The following is a 17561-nucleotide window of genomic DNA, read 5'->3' as shown; positions in this document are numbered from 1 at the left end:
ATAAAAATAATTAGTCAAAAATTACACTTATAACTAATATAAAGTAAAGTTTTCTTTAAAATTATTCATTATAGAACCGGGGGGTCAGTAGCCCATGCAAAAGAAGATTTACGATTTGATCCGCACGTGCAGCCAAGTCATCTGACAAGGCTGATGTAATGGATCCAGGAAATTGACTTAAAAAGTCCAGATCAGTAAGTTGCTGAATAGCTGCCACATACGTCAGCATAGCGATGTGCCGGGAGGAGTCATCCCGAAGGTACCCAACCCGCACACCCTCGTCCATTAACTGACTAAAATGTTTCAGGGGTATATCCCGCCTGATCTCGCAGGCCTTCTTCCATGCCTCTGGTTCTGAACGTTTTATGTCTGTCCAGAATCCCTGGTTGATGTTGGCGAAACTTATTCCAATGAACCGGAGGTAAGCCGCCACTTTTTGCCGCAGGGTTAGGTCAACGTCATTTAAAATTGCGTCTGCTCTCGTCTGGTATTCCTGAGCAAACTGCTCTATACCAGCCATTAATAACTCAGATTTACTGCTGAAGTGATTATAAATTGTTTTCTTACTGATGCCCAATTCACGAGCCAGGTCATCAACAGACATGTCACTGTATCCGTGCTGTAAGAATAATTTCTGAGCAGCCTCTATAATGTGCTGCCTTGTTTTTGCTTTTGCTGACACAGTTTCTAAACCAAATGGAAACTAAATTACAATATAAAGTGTAAATTACAAAAGGCAGTACTATACATACTTACCTAAATGTATGCAGGATTATAAACAAAGCGGGTATTCATCTATTATACCTCACAAACGTAAGTCTGTTTTACCTCATCCGCCAGTCCCTATGACTATTAACTTTATATGTTCCTTTTCACTTTGCCTGTCGGTCTGGACACTGTCGGCCTGTCAGTCTTCCTCCGACAAAAAGCAAGACGCTGCTTCAGCAGTCACCGAGGCACCGGTAGCTATTCCCGTTATCGTTAGCCGGGTTCAGGATTCGCAGGAAGGTGGACAGCTAATTCTCAGCGGCTCAACCGAATCTGAAACGACCGTAAATCTAGGGTTTATGGTGGCCGGCAAGTTAAACCGTGTCACAATTCAGGAAGGGCAGACCGTTCGGGCGGGGCAATTGATCGCTTCCATCGAACCCACCGACTATCAGTTGGGCGTTACCATTGCCAATGCCAATGTTGCCCGGGTGCAGGACGAATACAACCGGCTAACCATTCTGAAAGAACGGGGAAGCGTAACCCCCAGCGATTACGAAAAAGTTGTGACGGGGCTCGACGAGGTTAAAGCCCGTCAGCAACTGGCCGCCAAGAACTTACGCGAAACCAAACTATACGCCCCGATTTCCGGCATCGTGGCCCGCAAAGGAGCCAGTCCAGGTGAGATTATCCCGCAAGGGCAACCCCTCTTTCAGATTGCCGACATTCAACCCATTAAAGTGCGGGTATCGGTGCCGGAATCGGAAGTTGGTCAGCTTCGGCTGGGGCAGTCTGCTCAGGTGACGATTCCGGCCATAAACGGCACCTATACCGGTAAGATTTCCCTCATCGGTGCCGTCGCCGACCCGGCTTCCCGCGCCTATTCGGTTAAAATCGACCTCCCCAATCCGAAACTTCAGATTCGCCCCGGTATGATCGCCGATGCCCGGATCACATCAGCCCGCCGGTCCAAAGCCTTGAGCCTGCCGGGAAATGCCGTGCTGCGCGACGACGACCAGTCAACCTACGTATTCGTGGCCGACTCGCTCAAAAAACAGGCGTTCAAACGGAAAGTGACCATTGGCAAGATTTTCGCCAGTAACGTCGAAATCACATCCGGCCTTACACCCAACGACCTCGTTGTAACCGGTGGTCAGCAGAAATTACAGGAGGGCGCTTCGATACAATTTAACCAATCCGCTCAATGAATCCCATTCAAGGCTCGTTAAAATACCCGCAGGTAACGTTGAGCGTTGTCTTTCTGGTGGCGGCATTGGGCATTTACTCCCTGCTGACCATGCCGCGTCGGGAAGACCCGAAAATCACGATTCGCACGGGGCTGGTTGTCGCCTTCTTCCCCGGTGCCAATTCCGCTCAGGTCGAAGATCAGGTGACTCGTAAACTGGAGCAGTATTTGTTTGGTTACGCCGAGGTTCGAAAAGAAAAAACGTACTCCACCACCCGCGACGGTGCCGTGGTCATCAACGTCGAACTGGAAGAGAATGTCAAGAATCCGGACATCTTCTGGTCCAAGCTTCGCCACGACCTCAACCAGGCCAAAGTGCTGGATCTGCCGCAGGGCGTTCAGGGGCCGATCGTCAACACCGACTTTGGTGATACGGTTGCCCTGCTCATCGGTGTTGAATCCGACCAGCTATCCTATACCGAACTGGACGATAAGCTCAAACGCATAGAAGACGGGCTGCGTACCATTAAAGCCGTGTCGAAAATACGGCGGTACGGAGAGCAGAAAGAGCAGATCACCATTACAGCCCGTTCCGAACAGATTGCGCAGTATGGTATAAAATGGACGCAGGTTGTTCAGGTACTTCAGGCCCAAAACGCTATCAAAGCAACCGGAAACGTCAAAACCGACCAGTCGCAGGTGCCGCTCTACGCTCAGGGTTCTTATAACTCCGAGCAAGAAATCAGCAATCAGGTGATTGGGACCACGCCAACCGGGTCCGTGATTCGACTGGGCGATGTGGCAACTATCAAACGGGAAAGTACGGAGCCAACATCGACCATCAACGTGAATGGCCACCGGGCCTTGATGCTGTCCGTTGAAATGCAGGAAGGCAATAACATTGTCAGGTTTGGTGACGATGTGGCGGCCAAGCTAACTGATATTCAGCACTATCTTCCCAGCTCGGTGAAGCTCACAACGGTTGTCAACCAGCCACAGGTTGTTCAGCACAGCGTAAGTGATTTCATCCGGGAATTCTTTCTGGCCATCGTCTCCGTTGTTGTCGTCACCATTGTTTTGCTGCCGTTCCGCATAGCGGCCGTTGCCGCCATGGCTATTCCGGTAACGGTAGCTGTTACGTTTGCGCTGCTGCATACATTCGGGATTGAACTGCACCAGGTATCGCTGGCCGCGCTGATCGTGGTGCTGGGCATGGTTGTCGATGACGCCATCGTGATTGCCGACAACTACGTGGAACTGCTCGACGAAGGCGTTGACCGATGGACAGCCGCCTGGCGCAGTGCCAGTGATCTGGTCGTTCCGGTACTCACGGCAACAGCCACGATTATCGCGTCGTTTTTGCCGATGGTTATTCTGACCGGATCGGTGGGTGAATTTATCTTCTCGCTGCCCATCACGGTTTCCATTGCATTGGCCTCGTCGTTTATCGTGGCCATGCTGCTCACGCCGTTCCTATGTTACACCTTCATTAAAAAAGGGCTGCATCAGGTCATTGAGCCCAGTGATCGGCCCGAAAAACGGAAGCGGAAATCGCTGCTCGACTACATGCAGGACGGCTACGACAAGGCCATCAACTGGTGCATCGACCACCGAACCGCAACGCTTGTATTCGCAGTCGTTTCCATTGCGGCATCAGGCCTGTTATTCAAGGCAATTCGGCAGAAATTCTTTCCGGCGGCCGAACGGAACCAGTTTGTAGTGGAAGTCTGGATGCCAACCGGCACAAAACTCGACCGAACCAAAGAGGCCCTTGCCAGACTGGAAGGGTTGCTCAAAAAAGACGGACGGGTAGAAACCTACGCCACCTTCATTGGCACCAGCGCCCCCCGTTTCTATTATAACTTCTCGCCCGAGCCCCCCGTTACCAACTACGGGCAGATTCTGGTGAACACGACAACCAATGAAGAAACGGAGGCCCTTGCTGACGAACTCATTGGGAAAGTGGCCGCGCTGGTTCCCGATGGTACGCCCCGTGTACGGCTGATGCAACAGGGCGCCCTAACCATTGCGCCGGTGGAAGTTCGGATAATTGGCAACGACCTGAACGTACTAAAACAGCTTGGTTCGCAGGTGCAGGACATTGTCCGGAAAGCCCCCGGCAGTGCCCTCGTCCGTACGGATTTCAAGGAAGATTATTACGGCGTCGGGATTAGCCTGACCGAAGAAGCCAACCGGCTTGGTTTTACAACAACCGGCATTGCTACCAGTATTTACACAGGTTTCTCGGGTGCGCCCATATCGGTGCTGTACGAAGGTGACCAGCCCGTCAATCTGGTTCTCCGGCTCGATGAAGAAAGCCGACAGAACTTTACGGACCTGGAGAATACGTACCTTACCTCCCCAGTAACGGGCAGCAGCGTACCACTCCGGCAGATTGCAACGTTACGCCCCGAATGGCAAACCGGGCGGATTATGCACCGTAACGGCGTTCGTACGCTGACGGTTCAGTCCGAAACGAGTGGTAATACCCTGCCATCGGAAGTGCTGAAAGCCATTCAGCCGAAAATCGCCGGCATACCCCTGCCCGTTGGCTACAGCATTCAATACGGCGGTGAGGATGAAAACCGGCGGGCCACCTTCAGCCAGATGGTTGGCGCGCTGGGCATTAGTCTCGTGCTTATTTTCCTGATCCTGCTCTTCCAGTTTCGCAACCTGAAAGAATCGCTGGTGGTGATGGCCTCCATTCCCCTGAGTCTGTTTGGCGCGTTGCTGGGCCTGGTTCTAACGGGAAATCCCTTTGGCTTTACGGCCTTTATGGGGCTTATCAGCCTGTCGGGTATTGTGGTTCGAAACGCCATTATTCTGGTCGATTACGCCAATGAACTGATTCGAAAAGGGATGACTATTCGGCAAGCGGCTATGGAAGCGGGCAAACGTCGACTCCGGCCTATTTTCCTGACAACGATGGCCGCAGCCATTGGCGTCGTCCCAATGATCCTGTCCGGTTCGCCCATGTGGAGCCCGCTCGCCAGTGTCATTGCCGTGGGCGTTATTTTCTCGATGGTGATGGCGCTGCTGGTCATTCCCGTGCTGTTTGTGATGACCGTCAAGCCCAAAGAGGCTCACACAGAAGTTGCTTCTTTACCAACCACCCAGACACACTGACGATGAACTTACCTCTCAAATTATCCTTTTTCTCAGTCCTCCTGACCGGCTCGGCAATAGCTCAACCCACCCAGCCACTACAACTAAAACAGGTTCAGGACCAGGCTGTTCAGCAGAACCGGCGGCTGAAAATTGCCCGTTATAAAGTCGACGAGAGCGATTATAAAATTGCGGAAGCCCGCAGTCGGCTCTACCCGCTGGTAGTTGCCAATGGCAGCTACACCTACAATGGCGTCACCCGCGATCTGACCCTGCCCCGCGGTTCCATTGGCGTATTACCCGGCGCAACACCCATTCCGCTGCCCCAGCAGGACCTGACACTGTTCAAGGCAAAGCACAACCTGTTTTTCGGCAATGTACTGGCCTATCAACCTATCAGTCAGTTGGGGAAGATCAAGGACGGTATCAAAGTAGCCGAAACCGATGTGGCGTTGGCCAAAACGCAGGTAAGTCAGGCAGAGCTGGCGGTTCGGCAGGGGGTTGAAAAGCTTTATTTTGGCTTGCTGATCGCCCAACGCCAGCAACAGCAAGTACAAACAACCCTTGAGCTGACTCAGGCTAAACTGTATGACGTAGAGAGCGCACTGCTGGCCGGGAAAACCGACCCTGTCAATAAAGTAGGCCTGCAAGCCGATCTGGCCAATCAGCAGCAGCAGTTACTCCAGCTTACGAATCAGGTGGAAGACTACACCGCCGATCTGAACGAGTTGCTCGGCCAGCCCGCCGAAACGCCGTTGAGCCTAAGCCCGGTTTCGGACTCGTTACCCGCTTTGCCCCCACTGGCGACTTTTTTGGAAGGGGCCAAAAACGGAAATCTGGAGGTTCGTCAGGCCGATCAGACCAGTCAGAAAGCCACGCTGGGTGTGCAGGCGGCCCGCAAGGACTACATACCAACGGTTGGCGCACTGGGGGGCTATCTGTTCCAGAATGTGATCTCTGACCTTCCCCAGAGCAATTACTTTGTGGGGCTTCAACTGAGCTACAATATCGTTGACTTCGGCCGTCGACGGTCTACGCTCAACCAGCGGCTGTCGCAGGAGAAGCAGGCCAGCGAAAATGTTCAGTACACGCAGGAACACATTGCCGGCGAGGTGCAGAAAGCCCATCGCAAAGCCCGTCAGGCGCAGTCATTACTCCCCATTGCCGCCCAGGCTGCCCAATACCGGCGCGACGAATTGAAGCTAAAAACGGATCGATTTGCCGCCGGGCTCGCCCTCAAACGCGATGTACTGGAAACCCAGGCCGCACTGGCAAAGGCCGAAGCAGATCTGTATTCGGCCCAGTTGGCTTATCGGCTGGCTCTTTCTGATTTAGAAGCACTCACGGGCATTAGCCGGTAAGTCACCTTACGGAAAGCTTATAGGGGGTCGAACCCACCCGATAAGCTTTTTGTTGACAAATGGGACCATCAACGAATTACCGTCTATTTTTGCCCCATGTCTAAGAACGTCAATATCGGTTTAGTGCAGATGAGTTGCTCGGCAGATGTCGAGACGAATATTCAAAAAGCCATCAGCGGCATTCGTGAAGCGGCTGCGAAAGGGGCTCAAATCGTTTGTCTACAGGAATTATTCACGTCGCTGTATTTCTGTGACGTTGAAGATCATCATAATTTTGGTCTGGCCGAAGCCATCCCCGGCCCCACTACCAACCGCCTGGGTGAACTGGCGGGTGAGCTGGGCGTTGTCATTGTAGCCTCTCTCTTCGAGAAGCGGGCGCAGGGGTTATACCACAACACGACGGCGGTGCTGGACGCCGACGGGTCGTATCTGGGTAAATACCGGAAGATGCACATCCCGGATGATCCGGGCTATTACGAGAAATTCTATTTCACTCCCGGCGACCTCGGCTATAAGGTTTTCGATACGAAGTTTGCCCGAATTGGTGTGCTTATCTGCTGGGATCAGTGGTATCCCGAAGCGGCCCGCATTACGGCGCTCATGGGTGCTGAAATTCTATTTTACCCAACCGCCATTGGCTGGGATACCAACGAGCCCGATCCGGCGCAGAACACGGAACAGTACAATGCCTGGCAAACGATCCAGCGGAGTCATGCCATCGCCAATGGGGTTCACGTGGTAGCCGTCAACCGGGTTGGTCGCGAGGCCGACCAGCAGTTCTGGGGTGGCTCGTTCGTTGCCAATCCATTCGGTTCACTGCTTTATCTGGCCCCTCACGATCAGGAACTGGTACACGTGCAAACGGTCGATCTGGCGCTCTCCGAGAAATACCGCACCACCTGGCCCTACTTCCGCGACCGCCGGATTGATTCGTATCAGCCCATTACCAGACGGTATATTGATCAGGAATAGCTGGTCCGGGCTCGTTTTTTTGTTGCGTCCCTAAACTCCCACCTTATTGAAGTCGGTTATGAAATTAGTTGCCTTGGGCCTGCTGGTCAGTTTGGCGGGTACCGGCTACTGGTACTGGCAGTCAACAAACGTTCCGGCGGTTGCAGCCGTGCAGTTGCAGGGTCCTCTACCAGCGCAGACGTCACTAGTACCTACGCCCCGCACGCAATTTACACCCACACCCAGCTCCCGAAAAGGGTATTACAATCTGGATTTTGTGAGCGATTTCACCTTACCAGCCACAAAAACCATTACCTTCTGCGGAGCCGGGCGCAACCTGCACGTGCAGAAAGACCGCACGAAGCTTTTTCGGCGGGGATTCTCAGCCGTTGATCAGAGCAGGATGGTGCCTAACGTCGAAATCTGGAAAGATGGGCTTCCGGCGAATGGCTGGAAATCTGCGCTTCAACCCAGCCAAAGGTCGGTTATTCTCTATCAGGGTTATTTCAGGGATGCGTTTGGTCTGGCCTGGGCACAAAACAGCGATAAGGCTGGCGCGACACTCTACCGGGCCGCTCCCGCTGGCAACGCTGCCGGAGCAGCTCGGCCTATTAACCGGAACACCTTGTATCAGGCCTGCGCGGAACTGAGCGGAGGTTGTTTTGGTTTCGGCGACTGCCCACCCGGCGGCATGAAGAGCACGTACGGGTTTATTTTCCTGGATATTGAGAACGACGGTGCCAACATGAGCAATCAGCAGGAACAGGCTAACCTGTACACCTACATGATCAAGACGATCAAGGAAAATGTTAGTCCGCAAACGCAGGTTGGTTCCATTGCCCCGGTTTTACACAACAGCGTTGGGTATTCAAGAGCTGAAGATTACAAAGCCACCCCCGACTGGCTGTGGGCAATGACCGCCCGTCATACAGCTACCAGCCGCCAGCGGGGTATGCCGAATGATCTGGTTGGCAAATCGTTCGGCGATTACGCTGACTTCCAGATGCCCGGTACGTATTATGCCTATCCTGATTTTGACTATTCGATCCGTCACAACGGAGACAACAGCCGCCATTGGCTGGCGGCATTACTAGGCGAGCAGGAAGTCAACATGAAGCTATCGCCAAAGAAGCGGATAGCCTGGCAGTGGCTGTTCAACACCCAGAGTGAACTCCCAAACAGCAGCAAAGCCGAACACGCAACTCCCCCCGCCGTAGCTGAAGGAATGGGCATTTTCTACTGGTTCACCGGTGCTTATGGGGTACTTTTCTGGGATGATCACATGGATCTTGTACCCGATTCGCCCCCGCCCGCCGATCCGAGTCAGAAAGGTTTGGGAAACGATCGGAATTATGCCTGCTATGAGCACTATGTTCATGGACTCTGGCGGCTGTTCAAGCATCACAGCGATTTGTTCAATGGCCGGGAAACCTACCTTAATGAATCGACCGAATGCTCGTACGACGGAGGACAAACGTGGTATAAATACAATGCCAACCAGCTCAAGGTGCGCGATCTGCCGGTTGTTCGGGCCATTGTGAACGGCAATCAGATTCTGATAGCGGCTACCAAAGCTTACGCCCAACCTAATCAGTCGAACCGGGTTATGGTGCGGTATGTGCAGAACGGCTTTACTTTTTACACGACCATTACCTTGAAAGGCGATGAAATTTACCTGGGCCGGGCTACTATGAACCGGTGAAATAACCAGACGCTGAACAGTAGATTTTTAGTTTGACCGCGTTACTCTCACGCTGCTCAGCGCGTACGTCTTTGTCAAAATAACCCCTTACATGACTCTTGGTATTGAAATTGGCGGAACAAAACTGCAACTCATCACGGGCGATTCGACCGGTCAGATTAGCCAGCGATTCCGTTATATCGTTGACCCCGCACAGGGAGCCAATGGTATTTTAGCTCAGATTTCCACCACCATCCGGCAACTTCCCGAACCACCTACCGCCATCGGTGTTGGTTTCGGTGGCCCCGTCGACTGGACAACGGGACGTATTGCTACGTCACATCAGATTGGCGGCTGGTCGGGTGTCGACCTCGCAGGCTGGCTTCGGGAGCAGGTGCCGGGCGCCACGGTTCAGATTGAGAATGACGCCAATGTGGCTGCCCTTGGCGAAGCCAGAAAAGGCGTTGCAACGGGTTTTAACCGTGTGTTTTACATCACCCTGGGCAGCGGTGTTGGCGGAGGCATGGTCGTCGACCGAAACCTCTATCATGGTGCACTACCGGGCGAAGCGGAAATTGGTCACTTGTGGCTCGTCCCCCCCGGCGATTCCACACCGGGCCAAACGGTTGAGCAGACGATCTCGGGTTGGGCCGTTGACCAGCAGATTCGTGACCTACTGCCGCAGCTACCGGATGACTCTGCCCTTAAGCTGGCCGTGCAGCAAGCCCACGCTACAGGCTCTGTTGGCAAAGAAGCCCGGTTTTTGCATCAGGCCTACGAAGCCAGTGACCCGGTAGCCAAAATGTTGATCGAGCAGATTGGCTCGGTGCTGGCGCTGGCGCTATCGCACGTTGTTCACTTGTTTCATCCGGATGCCATTGTGCTGGGGGGCGGCCTGTCGCTCATTGGCGAGCCGCTGCGGGCGGCCGTTCGCCAAACGCTACCCCGTTTTGTCATGAAAACCTTTCAGCCAGCTCCTGTTGTACTTCTCGCCAAACTCGGTGAAGATTCCGTACCCGTCGGCGCATTAGTTCTGACAATGAAAGATATATGATTTAACCTATATCATACATTATTCCCTCCCCTATGAACCAGACCTACTTCAAAAATTACCTCGACCGGCAAAAAGCCGCGTATGACGCCATACCCATTGATCGGGTGGAGCACCTGATCGACCTCATCAAGAAATGCTGGGAAGAAGACCGACAGTTTTTTGCCTTCGGTAATGGGGGCAGTGCGTCGAACGTTTCTCACTTTATTACCGATCTCGGCAAGAGTGCGTCCGACCGAATGGGTAAGCGATTTCGTTGCCTGTCGCTTAACGAAAACGTGTCCTGGATTACGGCCCTCGGTAACGATTACGCCTACGAAGACATTTACCTGCGGCAACTTCAGAATTACGCCCGTCCCGGCGATCTGGTATTGACCCTGAGCGTCAGCGGCAACTCACCCAACGTTGTTAAAGCCATAGAATGGGCCAACGAAAACGGCCTGACAACCATGGCACTGGTGGGAAGCAAGCGCGGCAAACTCGCCGACATCGCCCACGAGTCGATTATTATTCAGGATGAGCATTACGGCCGGGTCGAAGACGCCCAGATGACCATCTGCCACATGCTGTGCTACGGGTTTATTGAGAGCTAGATGTTAATGTTAGTATAAGGAGCGAGGAGTTAGAAGTGAGGACTTGCTAGCGCGGGTATATACCCGTGCCTTTTATAATGCAAGCATTCGCTTGCGTCAGTGAATACTGACTTTATAAAAAGGCTCGGGCAAATGCCCGCGCCAGCTGCTCATAACTTCTCACGAATACCGATCATTGCGCCAAGGATAGGCGGTATTGGAATAGCCGCGTTCTTCCCAGAATCCCAGTTGATTTTTAGTCAGAAATTCGATTCGCTTGATCCATTTTGAGCCTTTCCACGCGTAGAGCTGCGGGGTGATCATGCGCAATGGGCCACCGTGTTCACGGGTTAGAGGCTGGCCGTCGGCGGTATGGACGAGCAGTACATCAGGTTTCAGGGCTTCCTCCAGGGCAACGTTTGTTGAGTAGCCATCATAGCCGTAACACATAACGTGCGTTGCCGTGCCTTTGGGGTCGACCAGAGCCGCCAGGTCCATGAACCGAACGCCCACCCAGGGGACATTTAACCGCGACCAAGTCGTAACGCAGTGAAAATCGCTGGTATCCTCTACCTGCGGCAGTTCCATCAAATCCTCCCATTTCAACCGAACGGGATTGTTCACTTCACCATCAATATTAAGTTGCCACTTGTCGAGGGGGATGGCGGGTTGATAGCCTAAATCCAGCACCGGCCATTTGGTCGTAACCGTTTGGCCAACCGGTACAGCAGGCATACCATGTCGGTTAACAGGCCCTGAGCCCCGCGGCTTCTCGTCCGTCATGGAGGGCGTCTGGGCCATTTTTTCCTCAAACCTGCGTTTGAGTTTCATGCGGGCCTCAATGATTTTATCGGTTTTTTCGTTAGCGTCCATCGTATGCGAACAGGAAGTATCTGGCGGTTTTTCTTTTGTAAACTGTAAATTCTATTTTGTAGTTTTATACAAACGAAAAATGGCCTTATGGTAGAAGGCAACTCGACAGTATCGGCTTTACAACTGCTATAACCGCTGCTCTCCTAATCAGTTACCCTACACGCACATAACTGCCAAGCAGTTTAACTTCAGCCGCGTGGTGATTTAATATCTCGTGCAGATCAGGATCGCTGGCGTGGCCTTCGCACTCCAGCAAAAACCAGTAACGGAAAGTGGCTCCATCCCGCAAAGGCCGGCTTTCAATCTTTGTCAGGTTGATATTCCGCGTATTGAACTCCTGTAGAAATTCGGCCAGCACCCCCGGCGACTGCGTATTCGGCAGGCGGGCAATTAACGTGGTTTTGTCGTGCCCACTGGGCTGATTCACGAAATCCTTGGCCAGAATTAGAAACCGGGTCCGGTTGAGATCGCTATCCTCAATATTGTCGAACAGCACCGGAACGTCGAACAGCTTGGCAGCAATATGCGAACAGATCGCTGCTGTATTAGGCTGTTGAGCCGCCATTTTGGCCGCCTTCGACGTCGATTCGACCGGCACCATCTCGGCTTTCAGCTCATCGAAATAATCGTTCAGAAACCGACTGCACTGCCGGAAAGCAATATCTTTGGAGTAAATGTGGGTAATATCGGCTAAGTTCTCGGCTTTTGTAGCAAAGGTAAAATGCACGGGAATCTGCACTTCGGCGGCTATTCGCAGGTCTTTCTCCAGCAATAGATCGATGGCTTCTTCTACCACGCCCTCCTGGTTGTTTTCGATGGGCACAACGCCAAATCGAACCCGTCCTGTTTCGACACTCTCAAATACAGACCGTATGGTTGGCAACGCCATGTAAGCGCTCATGGCCCCAAATCGGCTTTCAGCCGCCTGGTGCGTAAAGCTGCCTTCGGGGCCTAAATAAGCGACTCGCTCCGGCAGTTCGAGGTTACGGGATACGGCAAAGATCTCAAGGAAGATAGCCTCAATGGCCGATCGGTTCAGCAAGCCGTTATTTTGCTCGTGGAGCCGGTCCAGGATTTGCTTTTCCCGCTCCGGCCGGTAAATAACTGTATTGGTTGTACGTTTGAGGTCGCCCACCCGGCGCACAAGTTCCATTCGTTGATTTAGCAGCGTCAGGAGTTGATCATCGAGCGCATCAATGTCATTACGGAGAGACTCTAAAGTCATAAAAAAGTCGGTAAGGCAATAAGTCAATAAGTCGGTAAGCACGAAGCCAACATACAAACTTAGCACTTACCGACTTACCGACTTACTTACTTCCCGACTTTTCTACACCAATTCTACTTCGTCGATGTCTTTTTCGATACGCAGGTTATCGATGATGAATCGCTGACGGTCGGGCGTGTTTTTGCCCATATAATAACTAAGGAGTTTGGGAACAGAGGTTTCCTTCTCCATAATGACCGGTTCCAGACGCATATTTTCGCCGATGAACAAGCCAAACTCGTCCGGAGAAATCTCGCCAAGACCTTTGAATCGGGTGATTTCAACCTTTTTAGCCGCTTTGGTTAGCTTATCAATCGCTTTCTGCTTCTCATCTTCCGAATAGCAGTAGGTAGTCTCTTTGTGGTTTTTCGGATTACGCACTCGAAACAGGGGCGTTTCGAGGATGTACAAATGCCCATTACGCACCAGATCAGGGAAAAACTGAAGAAAGAACGTGAGCATCAGAAGCCGGATGTGCATCCCATCGACATCGGCATCAGTCGCAATAACGATCCGGTTGTATCGTAATCCTTCCAGCCCTTCTTCTATATCTAGTGCATGTTGCAGCAGGTTGAACTCCTCATTTTCGTACACCACTTTTTTGGTCAAGCCGAAGCAGTTGAGCGGCTTTCCCCGCAGACTGAAAACGGCCTGCGACTGCACATTCCGGGATTTGGTGATGGAACCACTGGCCGAATCTCCCTCCGTAATAAACAGCGTCGACTGGTATCGATCATCGGCTTTCAAATCGGGCAGGTGGTTGCGGCAGTCACGTAATTTTTTGTTGTGCAGACTAGCCTTTTTAGCCCGGTCATTGGCCAGTTTTTTGATGCCTGCCAGTTCTTTGCGTTCCCGTTCCGATTGTTCGATCCGTTTTTTCAGGGCGTCCCGTACGGCTGGGTTCATGTGCAGAAAATCATCCAGACGCTCTTTTACGAAATCCTTAACGAAAGAACTCACAGACTGCGCATTGGACTCGGGCGACATGTTCTGCGAGCCAAGTTTTGTTTTCGTTTGTGATTCAAAGACGGGTTCCTGGACCCGGATACTAACGGCGGCAATAATTGACGAGCGAATATCCGATACCTCGTAGTTTTTGTCGAAATGGCGCCGAACGGTTTCCACAACGGCCTCTTTAAGGGCATTGAGGTGTGTACCGCCCTGCGTGGTATACTGCCCGTTTACGAACGAGTAATATTCCTCCCCGTACTGATTGCCGTGGGTCATGGCGATTTCGAGGTCATTCCCTTTCAGGTGGATGATTGGATACCTCAGCGAATCTTCATCTTTCTTCGTTTTGTCACGAAGCAGATCGAGCAGCCCATTTTGCGACAGGTATTTCTGCTTGTTGAACGAGATGGTCAGGCCCGCATTCAGGTAGCAGTAATTCCAGATCATGTTCTCGAGGAACTGGGGGATGAAGTGGAAATTCTTGAAGACCGTGTCGTCGGGTTCAAAACAGATGAGGGTGCCGTTTCGCTCTGTGGTAACGTCTTCGCCCCGCTGCTTTAGCTCACCCCGGTCAAATTCGGCCCAGACCGTTTTGCCTTCCCGGAACGACTGAACCCGGAAATAGCTGGAAAGGGCATTAACTGCTTTTGTACCAACGCCGTTCAGTCCCACCGACTTCTGGAAAGCCCCGGAGTCGTACTTACCACCCGTGTTAATTTTTGACACTACTTCAACAACCTTACCAAGCGGAATGCCCCGGCCAAAGTCACGCACCTCAACCCGATGGTCCGTTACACGTACTTCAATGGTTTTACCGAAGCCCATTACATGCTCATCGATGCAATTGTCGATTGTTTCTTTGATCAGTACATAGATACCATCATCGGCGGCCGAGCCATCACCAAGTTTACCGATATACATACCAGGCCGCAGCCGGATGTGCTCACGCCAATCCAGCGATCGGATACTATCTTCGTTGTATTGAACAGCTTGATTCAGCAATTCTGCCATAAGAGATTTTTTACGAAAAGGCTTAAACGAGCTACATACTAGATTAGTCCGTTTAACGAAACATTGGAAAAATTATACCTCGTGATTTGGAAACGCGAAAATTCACCACTCAATATGAAACTGTTTATAATCCAACAAAAGTTCGCTTACTTTGTCGACTGAACTGCACTATGTACCACAAGATTCACTTTGTTCGTTAGATACAGGCTTCGTCTTTTACAGTGCCGCGCTGTTCGATTTCTTAAAAATATGCAAAATTCAAGACTTTTCCACCTCTCTTTGAAATTTTTTTTTCACATTTCTGCTGCGTCAGTTCGGGACCAGTTTAGGGATTTTGTGGTTGTTTTTGCACTACTACTAGTGGGCTTTACAGCACAAGGGCAAATTGCAGTCCCTTCATCCTCAGGGGCAACAATGAGCCCCGCTGGTGCCACGGGCATACCGGCCACTGCTTTACCCAAAGGTATCAACCCGAACAGTTTACCCAATAATGTCAGGCAACAGGTTAACGGCAGAACCGGTCAGACACAGACGCCTACTAACCGTACGTCGCCAACCTCTCAGTCCCTGAAAGACAGGAAACAGGTTACGAATGCTGCCAATCCACAGTTAACCCCGGGAGATACCACGGCTCCGGATCCCATAACGGACGAGGAATTTGTTCGGCAGGGTGCCGAGCGGGCCCAACGCCGGGAGCAACAGGAAAAACGGCAGAGAACGTTTGGCTACTCGCTCTTCAACGATCCGGCCATGGAGCGCACCTTTGAGCCCAACCTGAACATTGCCACCCCCCGCAACTATGTAATCGGCCCCGGCGACCAGCTCAATATCCGGATGTACGGATACTCGGAAATCGATTTTACCCAGACTGTTTCTGCCGACGGGAATGTCTACTTCGGCCAATCGACCGGTGTCGGTCCCGTTTCCGTTTCCGGCCTTACAATCGAGCAGGCAAAAGCCCGAATATCCGATCGGTTGTCCAAGCGGTTTGCAGGCTTGCGCAGCTCCTCGTACGGCCCTCAGAATACATTCCTTGAGGTATCGCTGGGCGGAACGATACGGAGTATACGCGTGTCGGTAACGGGCGACGCGGTTAGACCCGGAACTTATACCCTGTCTTCGCTGGCAACGGTAATGAATGCTATTTATCAGGCTGGTGGCCCGAATGATATTGGCTCTTACCGCCGGGTACAGCTCATTCGCAACAATAAAGTAGCTGCTACACTTGACCTGTACGATTACCTGCTGAATGGTATTCAGCGAAATGACCTTCGCTTACAGGACAATGACAACATTCGGTTTACCACGTTCCTTGATAAAGTCGAGATTGTTGGAACGGTAAAACGCGCCAATATTTTTGAAATGTTGCCGGGCGAAACCCTCGACCGACTTCTGTTTTATGCGGGTGGTTTTGCCGCGCAGGCCTATAAAAGCAGGCTCAAAGTTACCCGACTGACTGACCGGGAAATAAAAGTAATTGACGTAACAACGCCTGAGTTCAAAACATTTGAGATCCAGGACGGCGACCTGGTCACGGTATCCCGCCTGCTTGAGCGTTTCGAAAATCAGATCACGATTGAAGGGGCTGTTTTCCGTCCCGGCCAGTACTCCCTCGACAAGAACCGAACGCTGAAAGAACTTATCACCAATGCCGAGGGGCTGAAGGGCGATGCCTTTACAGGTCGTGTTATAATTACCCGCACCCGCGAAGATCTGGCTATCGAAAATCTCTCGATTGATCTGGCAGCTATTCTGGCTGGCACCAAGCCTGACGTTCCCCTGCAACGGGAAGATCAAGTTATTATTCCATCTCGTTTCGATCAGGTAGAGCAGGCAACCATCTCGGTGCAGGGCGAAGTAAATGCCCCGGAAACAGATATTCCCTACATTGCCAATATGACCCTGAACGATGTATTACTTCGTACTGGCGGTCTTAGAGAATCTGCGGCTGCTTCCATGGTTGAAGTGGTTCGTCGCAAGAAAGATGCCGACCCCCGGTCGCCAACGGCACAGATTGCCGAAACCTTCCGGTTCAACGTAGACCGGAACTTATCGATCGGAACAGACGCAAATAAGAACTTCATCCTGGAGCCTTACGACCAGGTTATCGTTCGTCGGTCGCCAAACTATGCCGTGCAAACCTATGCCTATGTAGCAGGCGAAGTGATCATGCCGGGCTCTTACCCCATTCGGACCAAAGACCAGAAGGTATCGGATTTGGTTACTCAGGCCGGTGGATTAACCTCACAGGCCTACGTTGAAGGTGCTACGCTGATTCGCCCGGTCAGATTAAGTGCCGATGAACTGAAACGGAAGCAGAAAGCTATCGAAGAAGTTGCCGACAATGTAACAAAATCGATTGTAGAGACGGAGGTCATCACTCCTGATGTTGCCGAAGCGATTGGGATCAATCTGAAAAAGATTCTGGCAAAACCCGGTTCATCAGAAGACATTCTTCTTCAGGAAGGGGATACCCTGCGGATTCCAAAACTGCTCGAAACAGTTCGGATTCAGGGCGAAGTACAACTGCCGAACACCGTCAAATTCCGGGAGGGGGGAACGTTCCAAGACTACATTTCACAAACGGGTGGGTTTACTTCCAAATCCCAACGTCGGAGAGCGTTTATCATTTATGCCAACGGCTCTGTTGATAAGACCCGGAAGTTCATGTTCTTCAATGTTTATCCACGCGTTGAGCCCGGCTCCGAAATCGTAATACCCAAACGGGCTGCTTCGCCACTCACGGCACAACAGATTTTGAGTTCGACGGTTGGTATCGCCGGCTCGTTATTGACACTGGTTACAACCCTACTTTTACTTAGCCGGGTTAACAACTAAAAAGGACTA

The 17561-nt window shown here is 51.9% G+C and carries 12 protein-coding genes; 8 read left to right on the top strand and 4 right to left on the bottom strand.

Going from position 1 to position 17561, the window contains the following annotated elements; genetic code table 11:
* Positions 1-61: 61 nt before the first annotated feature.
* The gene (locus tag ACYVJM_RS29100) at positions 62-682 is read right to left on the bottom strand and encodes a TetR/AcrR family transcriptional regulator (protein ID WP_461151646.1); all 621 of its coding nucleotides are present in this window, start codon (positions 680-682) and stop codon (positions 62-64) included.
* 163 nt (positions 683-845) lie between these two features.
* Between ACYVJM_RS29100 and ACYVJM_RS29095 the strand changes: the two genes are divergently transcribed.
* From ACYVJM_RS29095 to ACYVJM_RS29065, 7 genes are all read left to right on the top strand, one after another.
* The gene (locus tag ACYVJM_RS29095; protein ID WP_461151645.1) at positions 846-1916 is read left to right on the top strand and encodes an efflux RND transporter periplasmic adaptor subunit; all 1071 of its coding nucleotides are present in this window, start codon (positions 846-848) and stop codon (positions 1914-1916) included.
* A complete protein-coding gene (locus ACYVJM_RS29090; RefSeq protein ID WP_461151644.1) occupies positions 1913-5020 on the top strand; it encodes an efflux RND transporter permease subunit in 3108 nt (1035 codons plus the stop codon). Before ACYVJM_RS29095 ends, ACYVJM_RS29090 begins: the two co-directional genes overlap by 4 nt.
* A gap of 2 nt (positions 5021-5022) precedes the next feature.
* Positions 5023-6360: a TolC family protein gene (locus ACYVJM_RS29085; protein WP_461151643.1), complete on the top strand. Its 1338-nt coding sequence runs from the start codon at positions 5023-5025 to the stop codon at positions 6358-6360.
* 96 nt (positions 6361-6456) lie between these two features.
* Entirely contained in the window at positions 6457-7332 is an 876-nt protein-coding gene (locus tag ACYVJM_RS29080; protein WP_461151642.1) for a carbon-nitrogen hydrolase, read from the top strand.
* A gap of 58 nt (positions 7333-7390) precedes the next feature.
* Positions 7391-9013, top strand: a complete 1623-nt coding sequence (locus tag ACYVJM_RS29075; protein ID WP_461151641.1) for a hypothetical protein — start codon at positions 7391-7393, stop codon at positions 9011-9013.
* Between the two features lie 91 nt (positions 9014-9104).
* A complete protein-coding gene (locus ACYVJM_RS29070; RefSeq protein WP_461151640.1) occupies positions 9105-10046 on the top strand; it encodes an ROK family protein in 942 nt (313 codons plus the stop codon).
* A gap of 32 nt (positions 10047-10078) precedes the next feature.
* A complete protein-coding gene (locus ACYVJM_RS29065; protein WP_461151639.1) occupies positions 10079-10636 on the top strand; it encodes a D-sedoheptulose-7-phosphate isomerase in 558 nt (185 codons plus the stop codon).
* 159 nt (positions 10637-10795) lie between these two features.
* Here the strand turns inward: ACYVJM_RS29065 and ACYVJM_RS29060 are convergent, their stop codons facing one another.
* The 3 genes from ACYVJM_RS29060 to ACYVJM_RS29050 all read right to left on the bottom strand — a co-directional run bounded on the left by ACYVJM_RS29060 (position 10796) and on the right by ACYVJM_RS29050 (position 14714).
* Complete coding sequence (locus ACYVJM_RS29060; protein ID WP_461151638.1) at positions 10796-11488, bottom strand: sulfite oxidase-like oxidoreductase; 693 nt, start codon at positions 11486-11488, stop codon at positions 10796-10798.
* A 151-nt stretch (positions 11489-11639) separates the two neighbouring features.
* Positions 11640-12713: a prephenate dehydratase gene (gene pheA / locus ACYVJM_RS29055; RefSeq protein ID WP_461151637.1), complete on the bottom strand. Its 1074-nt coding sequence runs from the start codon at positions 12711-12713 to the stop codon at positions 11640-11642.
* A gap of 102 nt (positions 12714-12815) precedes the next feature.
* Positions 12816-14714 carry a DNA topoisomerase IV subunit B gene (locus tag ACYVJM_RS29050; RefSeq protein WP_461151636.1) on the bottom strand — a complete coding sequence of 633 codons (1899 nt, stop codon included), beginning with the start codon at positions 14712-14714 and terminating at the stop codon, positions 12816-12818.
* Positions 14715-14963: 249 nt separating this feature from the next.
* Here ACYVJM_RS29050 and ACYVJM_RS29045 point away from each other — a divergent pair, with 249 nt between their 5' ends.
* The gene (locus ACYVJM_RS29045) at positions 14964-17552 is read left to right on the top strand and encodes a polysaccharide biosynthesis/export family protein (protein ID WP_461151635.1); all 2589 of its coding nucleotides are present in this window, start codon (positions 14964-14966) and stop codon (positions 17550-17552) included.
* Positions 17553-17561 lie beyond the last annotated feature (9 nt).

The organism is Spirosoma pulveris, from assembly GCF_054781875.1.
Note: the sequence above shows the minus strand (reverse complement) of the source record. Positions and strands in the feature narration are given on the sequence as shown.

What these genes read in the sequence shown, in the direction of transcription:
- ACYVJM_RS29045 (WP_461151635.1), top strand. Translation starts at nt 14,964, where the DNA reads ATGCAAAATTCAAGACTTTTCCACCTCTCTTTGAAATTTTTTTTTCAC.
- pheA (WP_461151637.1), bottom strand. Translation starts at nt 12,713, where the DNA reads ATGACTTTAGAGTCTCTCCGTAATGACATTGATGCGCTCGATGATCAA.
- ACYVJM_RS29060 (WP_461151638.1), bottom strand. Translation starts at nt 11,488, where the DNA reads ATGGACGCTAACGAAAAAACCGATAAAATCATTGAGGCCCGCATGAAA.
- ACYVJM_RS29070 (WP_461151640.1), top strand. Translation starts at nt 9,105, where the DNA reads ATGACTCTTGGTATTGAAATTGGCGGAACAAAACTGCAACTCATCACG.
- ACYVJM_RS29065 (WP_461151639.1), top strand. Translation starts at nt 10,079, where the DNA reads ATGAACCAGACCTACTTCAAAAATTACCTCGACCGGCAAAAAGCCGCG.
- ACYVJM_RS29075 (WP_461151641.1), top strand. Translation starts at nt 7,391, where the DNA reads ATGAAATTAGTTGCCTTGGGCCTGCTGGTCAGTTTGGCGGGTACCGGC.
- ACYVJM_RS29050 (WP_461151636.1), bottom strand. Translation starts at nt 14,714, where the DNA reads ATGGCAGAATTGCTGAATCAAGCTGTTCAATACAACGAAGATAGTATC.
- ACYVJM_RS29095 (WP_461151645.1), top strand. Translation starts at nt 846, where the DNA reads ATGACTATTAACTTTATATGTTCCTTTTCACTTTGCCTGTCGGTCTGG.
- ACYVJM_RS29080 (WP_461151642.1), top strand. Translation starts at nt 6,457, where the DNA reads ATGTCTAAGAACGTCAATATCGGTTTAGTGCAGATGAGTTGCTCGGCA.
- ACYVJM_RS29085 (WP_461151643.1), top strand. Translation starts at nt 5,023, where the DNA reads ATGAACTTACCTCTCAAATTATCCTTTTTCTCAGTCCTCCTGACCGGC.
- ACYVJM_RS29090 (WP_461151644.1), top strand. Translation starts at nt 1,913, where the DNA reads ATGAATCCCATTCAAGGCTCGTTAAAATACCCGCAGGTAACGTTGAGC.